The 17,943-nt window shown below is 45.8% G+C and carries 18 protein-coding genes; all 18 read left to right on the forward strand.

Annotated elements, in window-relative coordinates; translation table 11 throughout:
* The first annotated feature begins 251 nt into the window (after nucleotides 1-251).
* The 18 genes from ACH32G_RS06255 (at nucleotide 252) to pruA (ending at nucleotide 17,886) form a co-directional block, all read left to right on the forward strand.
* A complete protein-coding gene (locus ACH32G_RS06255) occupies nucleotides 252-1,022 on the forward strand; it encodes a glycosyltransferase family 2 protein (RefSeq protein WP_366971025.1) in 771 nt (256 codons plus the stop codon).
* Between the two features lie 4 nt (nucleotides 1,023-1,026).
* On the forward strand, nucleotides 1,027-2,451 hold the full coding sequence (locus ACH32G_RS06260) for a capsular polysaccharide export protein, LipB/KpsS family (RefSeq protein WP_016937544.1): 1,425 nt from the start codon (nucleotides 1,027-1,029) through the stop codon (nucleotides 2,449-2,451).
* A 22-nt stretch (nucleotides 2,452-2,473) separates the two neighbouring features.
* The gene (locus ACH32G_RS06265) at nucleotides 2,474-3,643 is read left to right on the forward strand and encodes a DegT/DnrJ/EryC1/StrS family aminotransferase (RefSeq protein ID WP_016937545.1); all 1,170 of its coding nucleotides are present in this window, start codon (nucleotides 2,474-2,476) and stop codon (nucleotides 3,641-3,643) included.
* Nucleotides 3,644-4,507 carry a GNAT family N-acetyltransferase gene (locus ACH32G_RS06270; RefSeq protein WP_016937546.1) on the forward strand — a complete coding sequence of 288 codons (864 nt, stop codon included), beginning with the start codon at nucleotides 3,644-3,646 and terminating at the stop codon, nucleotides 4,505-4,507.
* Nucleotides 4,507-5,628, forward strand: a complete 1,122-nt coding sequence (locus ACH32G_RS06275) for an N-acetylneuraminate synthase family protein (protein ID WP_016937547.1) — start codon at nucleotides 4,507-4,509, stop codon at nucleotides 5,626-5,628. Before ACH32G_RS06270 ends, ACH32G_RS06275 begins: the two co-directional genes overlap by 1 nt.
* Nucleotides 5,621-6,361: a cytidylyltransferase domain-containing protein gene (locus ACH32G_RS06280; RefSeq protein ID WP_448814118.1), complete on the forward strand. Its 741-nt coding sequence runs from the start codon at nucleotides 5,621-5,623 to the stop codon at nucleotides 6,359-6,361. Before ACH32G_RS06275 ends, ACH32G_RS06280 begins: the two co-directional genes overlap by 8 nt.
* Before the next feature lies 1 nt (nucleotide 6,362).
* Nucleotides 6,363-7,367, forward strand: a complete 1,005-nt coding sequence (locus ACH32G_RS06285; protein WP_049627604.1) for a PseG/SpsG family protein — start codon at nucleotides 6,363-6,365, stop codon at nucleotides 7,365-7,367.
* A 27-nt stretch (nucleotides 7,368-7,394) separates the two neighbouring features.
* Nucleotides 7,395-8,132, forward strand: a complete 738-nt coding sequence (locus ACH32G_RS06290; protein WP_016937550.1) for a sugar phosphate nucleotidyltransferase — start codon at nucleotides 7,395-7,397, stop codon at nucleotides 8,130-8,132.
* A gap of 2 nt (nucleotides 8,133-8,134) precedes the next feature.
* Entirely contained in the window at nucleotides 8,135-9,082 is a 948-nt protein-coding gene (gene rfbB, locus ACH32G_RS06295; protein ID WP_045925779.1) for a dTDP-glucose 4,6-dehydratase, read from the forward strand.
* 20 nt (nucleotides 9,083-9,102) lie between these two features.
* Nucleotides 9,103-9,951, forward strand: a complete 849-nt coding sequence (gene rfbD, locus ACH32G_RS06300) for a dTDP-4-dehydrorhamnose reductase (RefSeq protein WP_448814119.1) — start codon at nucleotides 9,103-9,105, stop codon at nucleotides 9,949-9,951.
* Entirely contained in the window at nucleotides 9,948-10,403 is a 456-nt protein-coding gene (locus ACH32G_RS06305) for a dTDP-4-dehydrorhamnose 3,5-epimerase family protein (protein WP_047476039.1), read from the forward strand. Before rfbD ends, ACH32G_RS06305 begins: the two co-directional genes overlap by 4 nt.
* A gap of 324 nt (nucleotides 10,404-10,727) precedes the next feature.
* Nucleotides 10,728-11,654, forward strand: coding sequence for an ABC transporter ATP-binding protein (locus tag ACH32G_RS06310; protein ID WP_016937554.1), 927 nt, complete (start codon nucleotides 10,728-10,730; stop codon nucleotides 11,652-11,654).
* A 65-nt stretch (nucleotides 11,655-11,719) separates the two neighbouring features.
* Nucleotides 11,720-12,424 (forward strand): ABC transporter permease, encoded by a 705-nt coding sequence (locus tag ACH32G_RS06315; RefSeq protein WP_448814120.1) that lies wholly within the window; start codon nucleotides 11,720-11,722, stop codon nucleotides 12,422-12,424.
* Between the two features lie 176 nt (nucleotides 12,425-12,600).
* A complete protein-coding gene (locus ACH32G_RS06320) occupies nucleotides 12,601-12,798 on the forward strand; it encodes a hypothetical protein (protein WP_395941062.1) in 198 nt (65 codons plus the stop codon).
* 202 nt (nucleotides 12,799-13,000) lie between these two features.
* The gene (locus tag ACH32G_RS06325; RefSeq protein ID WP_045925782.1) at nucleotides 13,001-13,699 is read left to right on the forward strand and encodes a response regulator transcription factor; all 699 of its coding nucleotides are present in this window, start codon (nucleotides 13,001-13,003) and stop codon (nucleotides 13,697-13,699) included.
* 1 nt (nucleotide 13,700) lies between these two features.
* Nucleotides 13,701-14,636, forward strand: a complete 936-nt coding sequence (locus ACH32G_RS06330) for a sensor histidine kinase (protein WP_016937557.1) — start codon at nucleotides 13,701-13,703, stop codon at nucleotides 14,634-14,636.
* 232 nt (nucleotides 14,637-14,868) lie between these two features.
* Nucleotides 14,869-16,155, forward strand: a complete 1,287-nt coding sequence (locus tag ACH32G_RS06335) for a Glu/Leu/Phe/Val family dehydrogenase (RefSeq protein ID WP_016937558.1) — start codon at nucleotides 14,869-14,871, stop codon at nucleotides 16,153-16,155.
* Between the two features lie 183 nt (nucleotides 16,156-16,338).
* A complete protein-coding gene (gene pruA, locus ACH32G_RS06340; protein WP_448814121.1) occupies nucleotides 16,339-17,886 on the forward strand; it encodes an L-glutamate gamma-semialdehyde dehydrogenase in 1,548 nt (515 codons plus the stop codon).
* Nucleotides 17,887-17,943 lie beyond the last annotated feature (57 nt).

The following is a 17,943-nucleotide window of genomic DNA, read 5'->3' on the forward strand; positions in this document are numbered from 1 at the left end:
TGGTGCTGGAACCTCCTGACAAGTATCAGACAGCCTTAAATCGGCTGCCGTTTTTATCTATTCCACCATATGAGCCCATAGAAAGATTTATGCAAAAAAAGAAACACGCTTCCTTTAGTCCGGCCATCAAAGCCGGCTTTTTTGTGTGAAGAAAAGCTGACTTTTCACACAATAGTCTGTAATCCTAGCGCATCTTTGACATAAGAAACATATGATAGCGGTAGTTTCAGGTACGTAAAGGGGGTGACGAGTTGCCTAAAGTGTCAGTGATCATGACGAGCTATAACAAAAGTGACTATGTGGCCCGCTCTATTAAAAGTATTCTGTCCCAGACGTTTACAGACTTTGAGCTTTTTATTATGGATGACAACTCAAACGAAGCGACATTGGCGGAAATACGCCCTTTTCTCACCGATCGCCGCGTCCGGTTTTATCAAAGCGATGTATCGGACGTCAAAGAAAGGACGGAAAAAACACGCTACGCCGCCTTGATTAATCAGGCAATAGAAATGGCGGAGGGCGAGTACGTGACGTATGCGACCGATGACAACACATATGTGCCGGACCGGCTTGAGAAAATGGTGAAAGAGCTTGATGCCGACCCGGAAAAAGCCGTTGTGTATTCAAGTTCCAAAACCTATCATCTGAATCAGCAGAAGGAGACGGTGAAGGAAACGGCCAGGCCCGCCGACCGGATCGTATGGAATGCGCCGTGTGCCATTGACCATTGCTCAGTCATGCATCGGTTTTCCGTGTTGGAACAGGTCAAATCGGCATTCGGTTCCTATTGGGATGAAAGCCCCGCGTTTTACCGCATCGGTGATGCCCGTTTCTTCTGGAGGGTGAATCATTTTTATCCGTTTCACCCGATTTCTGAGGAGCTTGATATCAATTATATTACCGATCAATCCATTCATTATCAGCTTTTCGCGGCGGAAAAAAATGAGTTTGTGAGCAGCCTTCCGCAGCAGGCCACGTGCCGGGAGCTGAGGGAATCATTAAAAAAGCTTGGAAAGGGGTGAGGGCTTGTCGGCATACTTAGCGAACTATTGGGTGCTGTACCGGCAGTATATTGACCTTTTTCAGTCACTTCGCTACAAAGACATTCCGCTCGCGTTGATCAGTAATTTTTATCAATATATCAGCCCGGCGCTTCGTGAGAGCATGGAACAGAACCCAGAGCTTTTCGGTTCCGCCGACCGGCATATTCCTGAAGCCGATATTCAGTCTTATTTTGATCAAAAGAAGCAATCCATTAAGAAAACAGGTGAGAAACCGGTAAATGGAAAACTCATTCTGCATTTCGACCATCTTCGGTTCACCGAGGAAAATTACCGGCAGTTTGATCCGGCAAAAACAGCGGTACTGGCCAGATGGAGTCTGCCTGACCATCACGGGCTTCCCGTTATCTGCAAATTGGAATTGGCAGGAATGGGCCAAAAAGGGAACCCCGTCCCCTATATTGAAAAAGCCCATGCCATTCTGAAAGAGCTGCACAGCCATCCCGCTTTCGGAAACAGAGAATTTCAGGAGCGATTATATAAAGATATTCCTTTATTTATTGAAGCGATTGATGCGCTTGATATTTTGTTTACGGCTGAGCCCATTTCCGCCGTTGTGGTCGGCACAACAGAGGATATTTACAGCCGTGTGCTGGCGCTGATGTGTGCGAAAAAAAACGCCGTCAGCATCTGTCTTCAGCACGGAGCGCTCATGGGAGATGAAGCGTTTCTGCCCGTGTTTACGGACTATCAGGCTGTATTCGGGGCTTATGAAGCGGAGTGGTATAAAGCGAAGGGCTGCAGGGATGAACAAATCATCATCACGGGGCATCCCCGCTTCGATGAGATCTTCTCAAGAGAACCGATAGATAAAGACACGTTTTACCGCAAGCTTTCCTTTCTCCCGTCGCAGCGGACGGTGCTGATCGCCACGCAGCCGTTCTCTGATGACTTTTACACGAGGGTGCTTGATGAACTTGTCAAGCATAAGAACATGCAGCTCATTATTAAACCGCATCCGTGGGAAATCGGCAAAAACAAGCTGGATGCTTACAATCAGGTGCTGCGGAAATACAAAGCCGGCAAAATCATCAAGAAAGAAATGGGGCTTTACGATATTCTCCCGTATGTTGACGCCGCGGTGACACAGACATCAACGGTCGGTCTTGAAGCAATGCTGTTTCAAAAACCCGTGCTGATCGGAAAATCAGCGGGAACCCGCCAATACCCTTATTATCATTCACTCGGGGAATTTGCCTTTGAGGACCCGCAGGCACTGGCTCAGGAATTAATCCGGGTATGCGAAAGCCCCGCAGCATATCAAAAGGCGGAACAGGCGCGCCGGGCTTTTATCGCGGCGAACTACCCGGTTCAGGATTCGCTTGCGGCTTTATGTCAGGTGCTTCAGGAAAAAACCGGAGTTGGCTTCAAAAAGGCTGACTCGTCATAAAAACGATAGGAGCGCAAAGAAAATGGTGCAAAAAAGATCAGCTTTTCTTCCCTATTCATTGCCCATGATCGGGAAGGACGAAATTCAGGAGGTTATTGATACGCTAGAAACGGGCTGGCTTTCAAAGGGACCGAAAGTGGAGGCGTTTGAAAAAGCTTTTGCCGCCTGGACGGGAGCAAAGCACGCGATCGCGCTGAACTCATGTACCGCCGCTTTGTTTTTGGCCTTGAAAGCGAAAGGAATCGGTCCCGGCGACGAGGTCATCACGTCTGCCGTGACGTTCAGTTCAACAGCCAATACCATCGTGCATACAGGCGCCGTTCCGGTGTTTGTTGATATTGACCCGCTTACGCTGAATGCGGACCCTGAGAACATTGAGGCGGCCGTCACTCCGCGGACAAAGGCGATTGTGCCCGTTCATTTCGCCGGCCAGTCGTGTGATATGGATCGGATTCTGGCCATCGCTAAAAAGCATCAGCTGTTTGTCTTAGAGGATGCCGCACATGCCGTGTACACCACGTATAAACAGAAAATGGTCGGATCAATCGGGGACGCGACGGCATTCAGTTTCTACGCGACAAAGAACCTGGCAACCGGTGAAGGCGGCATGCTGACGACCGATGATGACGGGCTTGCCGATCAGATCAGGGTGCTCAGCCTTCACGGGATGAGCAAAGGCGCGTGGAACCGCTATTCTTCAAACGGAAGCTGGTATTACGAGGTCGAAGCGCCCGGCTATAAAATGAATATGTTTGACCTTCAGGCAGCGCTTGGGCTTCACCAGCTGAAACGGATTGACAGCATGCAGCAAAGAAGGGCTGAAATTGCAAGCCGCTACCAGGACGCTTTCAGAGACATGAAAGGGCTGACCGTCCCATATGTCAGTGATGACGGGCGGCATGCATGGCATTTGTATGTTCTTCAAATAGAGGAGCAGGAAACCGGGATCAGCCGGAACGATCTGATTTCCGCTTTAAAAGATCAATATAACATCGGCACAAGCGTTCATTTTATTCCGGTTCCGTTTCATCCGTATTATCAAAAAACGTACGGATATAAGGAAACTGATTTTCCGGCCGCGGCCGCGTATTATCACCGCACCGTATCACTCCCTCTTTATCCGTCAATGACAGATGATGACGTTGAATACGTCATTGCGGCCGTTACGGATATCATCAAAGGGGCTGATTAGGTGTACAGACTGAAGAGAAATCTTGCACAGGATGTGATTCAAGCTTTTCTGCAACAGAAGGGCATTCAGCCGGAGGCCTATGAGTCGTCACTCTGTTTATTGGAAGAAAACAGCCTTCAAGGCGTGATTTTATATGAGAGCTCTTCGTGGGAAAGTCAATTGTTCCAAAAAAAAATCATCAATGTGAAGCTTGCAGCCGCAAACAGCACCGGTCAGCTCAAAAGGCTGTTTCAGGAATTTTACGCGTCAAGGCGGGCGGACGGCACTGATTTTATATTTATTAAAATACCGGCTGAGGATGTCGGCGCGATGCAGGTCGTGCAGCAGCTTCCAAATGCTTGTTTTGTCGGGAGTCTGTTCAAACTCGTCAGCCCGGTGCGTGTATTTAACAGCACGCCGCCATTTGAGATTGCAGAAGCCGGTCCCGGCGACGCGGAAGCGATCAGCCGGCTGGCCCGAGATGCCTTTACAAAAAGCAGGTATTATCAGGACCCCCATCTCAGCTATGAAAGTGCAAACCGCCTGTTTGAAGAGTGGGCGCGGAATAACGCGGAAGGCAGGGCTTCGTTACAATTCGCCGCCAAATATAAGGGAGAGACCGTGGGCTTTGTGCAGGGGCTTTCTAAAGGCGATGAATTCGTCCTTGATCTGATGGCGGTAAAGCCGGGATTTGAAGGAAAAGGAGCGGGATACCATTTAGCGGCGCGCATTATTGAACAATCACTGCGCTTTCAGCATAAGACTGTATCAGCGGGCACGCAGCTCCACAATGTAAGAGCCATCCGTTTGTATGAACGAATGGGCTTTAAAGCGGATGCATCTTATTATTACTATCATGTGTGGCCCGGGAAGGGGGCGGACTGATGGCATCATGCAAAATCGGATCGAAGTCAATCGGCGGAGATTCGCCCGTTTTCATTATCGCCGAAGCCGGGATTAATCATGACGGAAAACTGAACCAGGCGTTTGAATTGATAGATGCGGCCAGTGAGGCCGGCGCGGATGCGGTCAAGTTCCAAATGTTTCAGGCTGACAAAATGTATCAGAAAGACCCCGGTCTATACAAAACCGCTGCGGGAAAAGACGTCTCTATTTTTTCACTCGTGCAATCAATGGAAATGCCCGCTGAATGGATCGAACCGCTGCTTGAATATTGTAAGAAAAAAGGCGTGCTGTTTTTAAGCACGGTATGTGACGAAGGCTCTGCCGACTTACTCTATGCGACTTCCCCGCCCGCCTTTAAAATCGCCTCCTACGAGCTGAATCATCTGCCGTTATTGAAATATGTGGCGGGGCTGAAGACCCCGATTATCTTTTCAACCGCGGGTGCTGATATTTCAGATATTCAGGAGGCTTATCAAACCATTACCGGCGAGGGGAACAAAGAAATTGCAATCATGCACTGTGTGGCGAAATATCCCGCTCCGCCTGAACACAGCAATCTGAGCGTCATTCCCATGCTTGCCGCCGCTTTCCCTGATGCTGTGATCGGTTTTTCTGACCACAGCGCGCATCCGTATGATGTGCCGTGCGCGGCTGTCAGGCTCGGAGCGAAACTGATTGAAAAGCATTTTACGATCGACAAAAATCTGCCCGGCGCTGATCACTCCTTCGCCCTCAACCCGGATGAATTAAAAGAAATGGTTGCGGCGATCCGGTCAGTTGAACAAGAGCTGCGGCAGGGGCATCACGCTCCGGTGCCGGAAATGCTGTCGGGAAGCTCCCATAAGACCACGACACCGATTGAAGGGGATATCAGAAAATTCGCTTACAGAGGCATTTTTTCAACAGCGCCGATTCAAAAAGGCGAATGTTTTACGGCGGATAATCTTGCCGTCCTTCGTCCCGGCCAAAAACCGCAGGGGCTTCACCCGAGGTATTTTGAGCTTTTAATTGACGGGGCGCGTGCGGTCAGGGATATCCCTGCCGACACGGGTATCACTTGGGATGACCTTTTGACGAAAGGCAGCTCTTATGATGACTGACATTTTGTTCATCATTCAGGCGCGGATGGGGAGCGGGCGTCTTCCCGGCAAAGTGCTGAAACCGATCGGCGGGTATACCATCCTCGATATGATTGTCAAAAGGGTTCGGCAAAGCGCGTATTACGATCAAGCGCGGGATAATCTGATCGTGGCCACGTCCGACAGCAAGACCGACGACATTCTGTACGCGCACTGCCTCAGCAAGCACTACCGGGTGCACCGGGGCAGCGAACAGCGCGTGCTTGACCGGTTTGCGCAAGTCATTGAACAAGTAAAACCGGCCATCGCAGTCAGACTGACTGGAGATAACCCGTTTGTCGACCCTTCGCTGCTCGATGTCCTGATTCAATCGCATTCAGACCAGCATGCAGACTACACGTATATCAGCGGTACGCCGCTCGGCATCGGCGGCGAGGCGGTTAACGCGCGCCTTCTAACGGAGATCAATGCCGACAAAACGCTGGCAAACAAATATCAGGAGCATGTCACGCTTTTAATTAGAGAATCTCCTGAGAGGTACCGGCTGCTCTTTCCCGAACCCCCGCAGGAACTCCGGGCTCCTCATTTGCGGCTGACCCTCGATACCGAAGAGGACTACAGGCTGGCACGCGAGCTATACGAAAAAGCAGGCTCGCACCCTGATATTCCGGCAAAAGAATTGATTCATCTGCTGAATAGCGATCCTGAGCTCAGGGCGATTAATCAAATGATCCGGCAAAAAGAGGCTGATTAGGATGCGGGTTTTGATATTCGCAGATGGGGGCCGTGAAATCGGTATGGGGCACGCCGTCAGGATGAAGCTGCTTGCCGGCGCCATTTTGAATAAATGCTCAATCACGTTTTACACCAATAAGGAGGCTTCTTCATACCTGTCTGCTGATCAATGGGAAGTGATCATCAAGCCTGACAAGGGACAGAAGGAATTTATTGTCCGGGAAATAAACAGGCAGGCTCCTGACATGCTCATATTCGACGTGCTTGATATGCCTTCTGACTGGCTTGAAGAAATCAGACGGCATTCATCGGCACGCATCGTCTTATTTGAAGAAAAGCGGGAGCATGTCATTCATTTATGTGATGCCGTCATAAACGGCATATATGGCGGGCTGAAAAGCCGGACAATGAAAATGGGCAGAGCCGTTATATATGAAGGCCCGGAATATATCATTCTTCATCCGGAATTTGAAAAAGCCAAACAGCACTATCAGCTGAGAAAAGAATGCCGGACCATTTTGGTTTCTTTAGGAGGAAGCGATCCGAAGAAGCTTGTCTTTAAAGTGATAGAAGCATGCCGCCGGATTCCGGATATTCATCGAAAACAAGTGATTATTGTCATGGGCGGAGCCGCGGCTCACGCTGATGACGTGCGCACGCTTATCGCGCAAATGCCTTATGCCGAGATGGTAAGGCAGACAAATGACATGGCCGCACTTCTTACGAGGGCTGATATGGCCGTCGTGTCCGGCGGCATCACTTTATATGAAACCATTTGTACGGGTGTGCCCTGCATCGTTCTTTCTCAAGTGGCGCATCAAACCGTGACGGCTGAAAAATTCGCCGCACGGGGCGCCGCCGTTCATCTCGGCCTGGGAGAACACACTCCGGCAGACGTGCTCGCTCGGCATATGTCTGAGCTGGCTGCGGATTATCCGAGACGGCTCGGGCTTCATCAGAACGGAACGCCGCTGGTTGACGGGAGAGGCATCAAACGGGCGGCGGCGATTCTTTATGATTTGTGATAAAACCACACGTAAGGAAGTGTTCATGTGAAAGGTGTTATCTTAGCCGGAGGCACCGGCTCGCGCCTTATGCCGCTGACGAAAGCGGTTAATAAGCATTTACTCCCTGTCGGTCCGTACCCGATGATTTACTGGTCGATCATGAAGCTGGAAGAAGCGGGAATTACGGATATATTGCTGATTACGCAAAAAGAGTATATTCCGCAATTTCATAAGCTTCTTGAAACCGGAGAAGAGCTCGGCGTGTCGATCACATACCAGGTTCAGCCCGCCGCATCAGGGATTTCGGACGGTTTATCGTACGCAAAGCGGTTCACCGGACGCGACCCCTTCGTCCTGCTTTTAGGAGATAATATTTTCGAAGATTCATTAAAACCTTATACGGAACGTTTCGCACAGCAGGGAAAAGGGGCAAAAGTGCTGCTGAAAGAAGTTGACGATCCGGAGCGCTTCGGCATCGCCGAGATTGATGAAGAAAACAAACGGATCAAGTCGATCATTGAAAAGCCGGAGCATCCGCCGACCAGCTTATGTGTCACAGGGATTTACATGTATGACGCAGAAGTGTTTTCTTATATTGAACAAATTTCTCCATCAAAACGCGGCGAACTGGAAATTACCGATGTCAATAATTTATACATTGAACACAGCGAGCTGACGTATGATGTGTTAACGGGCTGGTGGGTGGATGCGGGCACGCATGAATCGCTCTATCTTGCCGGAAGCCTGGCGCAGCAGGCAATACAGAAAGGACAGGAACATTAATCATGCCAAAATCATATTTAATTACAGGCGGCGCAGGATTTATCGGCCTTACCTTTACAAACATGATGCTGAAAGAAACGGACGCGCAGATTACCGTTCTGGATAATCTCACGTATGCAAGCAGGCCGCTTGAAATAGAAGCCTTAAAAAAGCACGGCCGTTTCCGTTTTATCAAAGGTGACATCTCCAAAAAAGAAGACATTGATAAAGCCTTTTCCCAAATGTATGACGCTGTCATTCATTTTGCGGCTGAATCCCATGTGGACAGAAGCATTAATCAGGCAGAGCCGTTTATCACAACAAATGTGATGGGCACATACAGACTGGCGGACGCGGTGTTACAGGGCAAAGCCGGCAGGCTGATTCACATTTCCACAGACGAGGTGTACGGAGATTTGGGGCCGGACGATCCCGCTTTCACAGAGACGACGCCGCTTTCTCCGAATAATCCGTATTCCGCAAGCAAGGCGGGCTCAGACCTGCTCGTCATGTCTTATGTGAAAACCCATAAGCTCCCTGCCATCATCACGAGATGCAGCAACAATTACGGGCCTTACCAGCATCACGAGAAAATGATTCCGACCATTATCAGGCACGCCGTAAACGGTACGCCGGTTCCGCTGTACGGCGACGGGATGCAGATCAGAGACTGGCTGTTTGCCGAGGATCATTGCCGCGCCATTAAGCTCGTGCTGGAAAATGGAACGCTCGGTGACATTTACAATATCGGCGGCGGAAATGAACGGACGAATAAAGATCTGGCGGGATTTATCATGAAGGAGCTCGGAGTGGAGGAGCGGTTTGTTCATGTCGAAGACAGAAAAGGGCATGACCGCCGTTACGCCATCAATGCCTCAAAGCTGAAAAATGAACTGGGCTGGCGGCAGCAGGTCACATTTGAAGAAGGAATGAGAAGAACCATTCGCTGGTATACAGACAGCCAAGACTGATCGGAAAGAAGGGGATCCGATTGACGAAGGTATTAGTAACCGGAGCTGCCGGCCAGCTGGGGCGGGAATTATGCCGCCTGCTGAAGCGGGAAGGGTATGAGGTGATCGCCCTGACAAAAGCGATGATGAATATATCCGACCAGCGTTCGGTGCGGCACTCATTCAGCCATTACAAGCCGGATATCGTCGTCAATACGGCGGCATACACCTCCGTTGACAAATGTGAAACGGAGCTCGACAAAGCGTATTTAATAAACGGAATCGGCGCTTATTATGCCGCGCTTGAGGCTGAAAACACCGGAGCGAGATTCATTCACATCAGCACCGATTACGTTTTCAGCGGCAAAGGAACACGGCCTTATCAGACGGATGATCCCGCAGACCCCGGCACGATTTACGGAAAAAGCAAAAAACTCGGTGAAGAACTGATCCGGTTAACAGGAAAAAATCATACCATTATCAGAACATCGTGGGTGTACGGCAGCGGCGGGCACAACTTTGTCAATACGATGCTCAGGCTTGCGGATACACATGATCAGGTTCGTGTCGTTAACGATCAAGTCGGCGCACCGACGTACACAAAGGATTTAGCCGAAACGGTGATTGGTCTGTTTGACAAGCCGCCGGGCTTGTACCACGCCGCAAACAGCGGAGTGTGCAGCTGGTATGAATTCGCCAAGGCTATTTTTGAAGAAAGCGGCAGAACCACCGCCGTGCTGCCCGTCACGACGGAGGAATACGGAAATGAGACGCCGCGCCCCGCTTACTCGGTGTTGAGCCTTGAGTCGATTGAACGGCAGGGGCTCGGCATGAGGCACTGGCGGGATGCGCTGCGTGATTATTTACAAAGGGAGGGGCAATGCAAGTGATCGAAGGCGTAAAAATCAAAAAGCTGACCAAACACAGTGACGACCGGGGGTTCTTTTCAGAACTCGTCCGCGACGATGAACATCTCTTGGAGCGATTCGGGCAGGCTTCCTGGTCCAAAAGCTATCCCGGCGTCATTAAAGCATTTCACTATCACGAGAAACAGGATGACCTGTGGTTTTTCCCGACGGGCCACGCCCAGGTCGTGCTGCATGACCTTCGCGAAGAGTCAGCAACCAAGGGAGAAACGGATGTCTACTACATGGGAGAAGACAATCCGATGCTCCTTCTCATTCCCAAAGGTGTCGCGCACGGGTACAGAGTGCTGGGAGAAACGCCGCTGACCATTATTTATTTCACGACAATGTCCTACAATCCGGATCAGCCGGATGAAAAAAGAATCCCGTGGAATGATGACACCATCGGATTTGACTGGCAGACGGCTCACCGGTAGCGCAGAAGACGAAGACAGCGGATGTCTTCGTTTTTGTGTTTGCCGGTGAATAAGATATGACCGCCCACTATATCATGATTGCTGGCCTGAAGAACAATTTCATCAAAAATGTCTTGGAGATGGCGGTCAGTTAGGGACCTGAAATTTAAGAGATCCTCCCTTTCTTCTCCTATGGACATCATGCATCCTAAAAAAACAAAAAATGATTTATAGAATGGAGATAGGATTTAATTAGAAAAATCTTAAGAAAAAAGTAATATTTGCTTAAGAGAAAAGAGAACTTTCCTTTATATAGTAGGAGTATATAGGGAAAGGGGAAAGCGAATGACATACATCTTAAAAACGAGTCAGCTTACAAAATCATTTAAAGGAAAAGAAGTTGTTTCCGGAGTTAATATGCACGTGAAAAAAGGGGAGATTTATGGATTCTTGGGTCCCAATGGGGCAGGTAAAACAACCATTATGAAAATGATTACAAATTTAATCAAGCCTACAAGCGGTGAAATCGAAATTTTCGGTGAGAAATTAACAGATACATCATTTGAAGTTTTAAAAAGAATGGGCACCATTATTGAATATCCCATTTTCTATGACAACCTCACTGCTAAAGAAAATTTAGATTTCCATTGTGAATATATGGGCTATTACGATAAAAAATCCATCGACCACGCTATCGAGCTTGTAAAGTTACATAATATTGATAATAAAAAAGTGAAAGAGTTTTCTTTAGGAATGAAACAAAGGTTAGGAATAGCCAGAGCTATTTCTACAAGACCAGAACTTCTCATTTTAGACGAGCCAATTAATGGCCTGGATCCAATAGGTATAAAAGAGTTGAGGGATCTCTTTAAGTTACTTTGCAGAGAATATGGAATTACATTATTAGTCTCCAGTCACATTTTAGCCGAAATGGAACAAATGTCAGATACTATTGGTATCATACAGAATGGCAAGTTAATAAAAGAAGTTTCTATGAAGAGTATAAACGGAAAACAAACAGAGTATATAGAGGTAAAAGTCCAAAATATAAAAAAAGCGTTATATATTTTAGAGCAAAATCTGGGGATAAGAAATTTTAAAATGATTGATCAACAATTAATTCGGATCTATGAAACAGCAGTTACACAACAAGAAATCTCTAAAGCACTTATTCTGAATGACATTGGTATAGAAAGTATAAATAAAAAACACAGTTCTTTAGAAGAATACTTCTTAAATTCTATGAATGGAGAGGGAATACACACTAGATAGAATGCCCGTCTGTGTTATGCACTTTATTTGCATTGTCTTAAATTCTTCTGCTGGAGGCTATTAGCATGTTAAAACTTATGAAATTAGAGTACAAAAAACATCACTTATCACAGTATTTTAAATGGGTGGCACTTTGGATATTAATCATCTTTGCCTTAGCGGCTCTTATGGGATGGGAATCTAAAAATGAAAATGAACTTATGTTTCGTGATTATGCAGATTTTATATCTCTAACTAATATTCTTATTAGAATTGTGTTTATTAGTTTTTCTGCTGTGATTTTATCCCGTTTAGTTATTGATGAATATAAAAATAAAACAATACAATTGCTGTTTACTTATCCTTTACAAAGAAAAAAATTAATGCAAGCTAAACTATCTATTGTCTTCCTATTCTGCTTTGTAAGTATTGTTATTGCTACTTTTGTTATTAACTTGTTAATTCTCTTCGTGAGTCCGCACTTATATTTATTCGAGAAGCCTGTTGAAATGAGTGAAGTTATTTCCGCTATGCCATCGACTCTTCTCACCGCTTTTATGATGGGAGGAGTGAGTCTGATTCCTTTATTTTTCGGCATGAGAAAAAAATCAACTGCTGCTGCAATCACTTGGGCTGTCATAATCGGGTTCTTTATTAATGCAACAGTTTCCGACGGAGGAGAAACAGTCAGTTTAAGTCAATTTATTATCATTCCAATTATACTTTGTTTATTTGGTCTTTCAGTGGGTTATCTTTCTTACCGTAAAATAGAACAAAAAGATTTAATATAAGTGAGGAGAAATTACATATTGAAGAAAATTATGGCGATGTCAAGGATTTACTTTTGGAAAACAGGGCGGCACAATCTATATTAATGTTCCCGATTCAGGTATGAACAATATTGAAATAACCCAGTAGTTCTAATGTAAAGGTTTCTTCTATAGATGGGACGGTTTCAATCAAGGACATAACAGAAGGAAAATCTTTATCAGTAAATACGAAATCAGGAGATATAGGTGTATCTTATAAAAAAGCGCCAACTTCACTTGCTGTTTTTGCTCAGAGTAATTCTGATGTAACGCTTGATCTAGATGATGGCGTAAAACTGAAAAAAGGTGAAATTGGCGCGGGAAGTAATAAAGTAAGTCTATTTAGGGTTCGATAAAGGTTAGATAAAAAGAGAAAAACACAAGACAACAATTCCCGCTATTGAAGAATGGTTGTCTTATTTGTTTGTATTAAAAATGTTTTGGAGTATTTATCTCTTTTTGGATAAAAAAGAATTATAATGAGATTAATTATCTGTATAATGATTGAAATAAACAGTGAGTTAAGAATATCAGTTTTATATTTAAGGAGCGGAAAGCTTGGGTTACAAAATATTAATTGTAGAAGACGACCAATTCATAAGCGATATGGTAAGCGAAAGTTTAACAAAAGAAGGGTTTGAAGTAACAGCAGCTTTTGACGGTGAAGAAGCTTTAGACATATTGAACACACAAAAGTTTGAGGTTATATTATTGGATTTAATGCTTCCGAAGATAGATGGTATGGAATGTTTAAGAATGATTCGTTCTAAAAGCATGATTCCAGTTCTTATCATGTCTGCAAAAGATGAAGATGTAGATAAGGCACTTGGTCTCGGCCTCGGAGCTGATGATTATATTTCTAAACCTTTTTCTATGCTGGAAGTATTAGCCAGAATTAAAGCAACCATTAGAAGAGAAAGACACTATAAGAGCTCCCTGTCTCCAAAGGAAGAAAAAATCATTAAAATAGGTGATTTGAGTGTTGACCTGCATGGCTTTTCTGTTAAAAAATTCAATGAAAAGATTAATCTCACGGCAAAAGAATTTAATATTTTAAAACTCTTTATTTCTAATCCTTCACAAGTATATACTAAGGCTCAACTTTATAAATCCGTATGGGAAGATGAGTATCATGGAGATGAGAATGTAATTAATGTTCATATTAGACGGCTTAGAGAGAAAATTGAGGACGATCCGTCTCATCCAATGTACATAAAAACTTTGTGGGGAATCGGTTATAAGTTGGGAGATTTTTAAATTGTTTTATATGTTGGTTATTTTATTCATATCCTCTGCAGCAGTAAATATATTTCTTTTCCGAAGCCGATTACATCTAAGGACTGAGATTAAATATATTAGAAATAAACTTCGAAAAGTTGTTAATGAAGAGACAGGAGAAAGATTATTGCTTAACACGGATGATAAATATATAAAATCCTTGTTAATTCAAATAAACCGTCTTTTAGACCATAATCAAAAGATCAAAGGGAACTACAATAGTATTGAACTGTCCATGCGAAAAATGTTATCAAATATTTCACACGATTTAAAGACGCCTTTAACAGTTATACTAGGTTATATTGAAATTATAAATAACGATAAAAGTCTGACTTCGGAAAAGATTATGAGTTTACTAAAAACAGTTAATTTAAAAACGGTCGAGGTATTAGCGTTAATAAACCGTTTTTTTGAACTTGTAAAATTAGAGTCAGGAGATAAAAAATTAAATTCTTCACGAATTGATATATGTGAAGTCAGCCGAAAAATAATTTTGGATTACTACGAAATTTTAATAAGCAAAGAATTTGAAGTAGTGATTGATATACCCGATGATCCTGTATTTGTTAGCGGAGATGAAGATGCAATTGAGAGGGTTCTAAATAATTTAATTACGAATGCAATTCAATATGGTTCTGATGGTAAGATGGTGGGTTTAAAGATCAGAATAACTGATCATGATGTTTTTGTAGAAATATCAGATAAAGGAAAAGGGATAAATGAAATGCATAAAGACCGTGTCTTTGAACGAATGTACACATTAGAGGACTCGAGAAACACCAATTATCAGGGAAGCGGATTGGGGCTGACAATTACTAAGAGATTAGTAGAGCAAATGGAAGGAAGTATATCTCTAAATAGTGTTCCCTTCAAAGAAACAACGTTTTCTGTACGTTTAAGACGTATTAGATTTTAATAAAAGCAATAATGTTTCTTCTGTATACGTCTTCAAATCTTCCTTTCTCTTTAATCTGAGAGGCTGACAACAGTCTCTTTTTTTATGCACAAAAGGCTGGCATGAATCTTGCATATAAAAAGGGACGTAACGACTATGTGAAAGGGACTGATGGGTCTTGGTGTAAAAACGCTTACAATTTGTTCTGCCGGTAATTGAAGCTTACACGTAAAATACGATGAGGTGATAAAACATGTCAGCCAACCCGCTTTCTAAAAGCAATCAGAAAGACGAAGAAAAAGAAGTTCTTGATTTGTTCCTGTCAACACAATCGATCATAAAAGAGGCCCTGCGCAAACTGGGCTATCCTGACAATATGTATGACCTGATGAAAGAGCCGATGCGGCTTTTGACCGTCCGCATCCCTGTCAAAATGGACAATGGATCAGTACAGGTTTTCACGGGCTACCGCTCGCAGCACAATGACGCTGTCGGCCCGACAAAAGGGGGCGTGCGGTTTCACCCGGAAGTCAGTGAGGAAGAGGTCAAGGCGCTTTCCATCTGGATGACCTTAAAATGCGGCATCACAAACCTTCCTTACGGGGGCGGAAAAGGCGGCATCATCTGTGATCCGCGGACAATGTCTTTCGGTGAACTGGAACGGCTGAGCCGCGGATATGTGCGGGCGATCAGCCAGATTGTCGGTCCGACAAAGGATATTCCGGCTCCCGACGTATATACCAACTCGCAGATTATGGCTTGGATGATGGACGAATACAGCCGCCTGAGAGAATTTGATTCACCGGGATTCATTACGGGCAAACCGATCGTTCTCGGCGGTTCACAAGGGCGGGAAACAGCGACCGCGCAAGGCGTCACGATTTGTATTGAGGAAGCCGTTAAGAAAAAAGGGATTCCATTGGAAAATGCGCGCATCATCATTCAGGGGTTCGGAAATGCGGGGAGCTTTCTCGCTAAATTTATGCATGACGCCGGCGCCAAGGTGATCGGCATCTCAGACGCTCATGGCGCTTTGTATGATCCTGACGGCCTTGACGTTAATTACTTGTTGGATAAGCGGGACAGCTTCGGCACGGTGACGAATCTCTTCTCAGATATCATAACGAACCGGGAGCTGCTGGAGAAAGACTGTGATATTCTCGTGCCTGCCGCAATCTCCAATCAGATTACAGCTGAAAACGCCCATCACATTAAAGCCTCAATCATTGTGGAAGCGGCGAACGGGCCGACAACGATAGACGCCACGAAAATTCTGAATGAAAGAGGCGTGCTTCTCGTGCCGGATATTTTGGCAAGCGCCGGCGGCGTGACGGTATCTTATTTTGAATGGGTGCAAAATAATCAAGGCTTTTACTGGTCTGAGGAGGAAGTCGCCGGAAAACTGCGCAGCGTCATGGTGAATTCGTTTGAATCCATTTATCAGACAGCGCATACCCACAAAGTCGATATGCGCTTGGCCGCCTATATGACGGGCATCAGAAAGTCGGCTGAAGCGGCCCGATTCCGCGGCTGGGTATAAGGGTGATCTGCAAAAATATTTTACGTCTTTTATATAGGAGATCGCAAAATTTCTTTGCATTACTGAATGCAGCCGACAGATTCAGACAAGCTTCGTCTGCTTTCGGCTAATTGTTATGCTGGTATGCTTCTTGCATCTTCATAAAGCGTGAGCACACATTACAAAATACAGGGAGGAATTCTAATGACAGTTTCATACGCACACGAACCATTTACAAATTTTCAGGAAGAGACAAATAAACAATCGTTTCAAGAAGCGCTGGCTTATGTGAATTCACAGCTCGGCAAGCATTATCCGCTTATCATCAACGGTGAAGCGATTGAGACGGATAAAAAGATCATTTCCGTCAATCCGGCTGATAAAAAAGAAGTGATCGGCTCTGTATCGGCGGCCGGAAAAGAACATGCGGAAAAGGCCATGCAGGCTGCGCTGCAGACATTTCAAACATGGAAAAAAGTACGGCCGGAACACCGTGCGAATGTGCTGTTTAAAGCGGCGGCGATCATCCGCAGAAGAAAGCATGAATTCTCCGCGTATCTAGTGAAAGAAGCCGGAAAACCGTGGAAGGAAGCGGATGCGGATACGGCGGAAGCGATCGACTTTTTAGAGTATTATGCCCGTCAGATGCTGAAGCTGAAAGACGGTTCCCCTGTAAAGAGCTGTGACGGAGAATATAATCAGTATCATTATGAGCCGCTTGGGGTGGGGATCGTCATTTCTCCATTCAACTTCCCGCTTGCGATCATGGCGGGAACGGCGGCGGCAGCCATCGTAACAGGCAATACGATACTGCTGAAACCGGCGGATGCGGCGCCTGTCGTGGCGGCGAAATTCGTTGAAGTGATGAAGGAAGCGGGCCTGCCGGACGGCGTGCTCCAATTCATACCGGGCGACGGAGGAGAAATCGGCGACTACCTGGTTGAGCATCCGAAAACGAGATTTGTGTCGTTTACAGGCTCCCGCGCGGTCGGATGCCGCATTTATGAACGAGCCGCAAAAGTGCAGCCGGGCCAAAAATGGCTGAAACGGGTAATCGCCGAAATGGGCGGAAAAGATACGGTGCTCGTAGACAGAGATGCTGATCTTGATCTTGCCGCTTCCTCAATCGTGTATTCCGCCTTCGGATTTTCAGGCCAAAAATGTTCAGCCGGTTCCCGTGCGGTGATTCATCAGGACGTTTATGATGAAGTTGTCGAAAAAGCCGTCGCTTTAACGAAGTCACTCACTGTCGGAAGTCCGGAAGATTTTGATACATACATGGGGCCTGTCATCCATGAAGCGTCTTATAATAAAGTCATGAAGTATATCGAAATCGGCAAAACAGAAGGAAAGCTTCTGACGGGAGGCGAAGGTGATGATTCGAAAGGATACTTTATTCAGCCGACCATTTTTGCGGATGTTGATGAAAACGCCCGCCTGATGCAGGAGGAAATTTTCGGGCCGGTCGTCGCGATCTCAAAAGCCCGGGATTTCGACCATATGCTTGAGATCGCCAATAATACGGATTACGGACTGACAGGTGCACTGTTATCGAAAACCCGCGCGCACATTGAACGCGCCCGCGAAGATTTTCACGTCGGAAATCTATACTTCAACCGCGGCTGTACCGGAGCGATTGTCGGATACCAGCCGTTCGGCGGCTTCAATATGTCAGGAACGGATTCAAAAGCCGGAGGACCTGACTATCTGATTCTTCATATGCAGGCGAAAACAACGTCTGAAGCCTATTAATCTTTCGGAAATAGCGCGATGAAAAAAGAGTCGCGCTATTTTCTCTATATGAGGGTA

Source organism: Bacillus sp. CIS52, assembly GCF_053545315.1.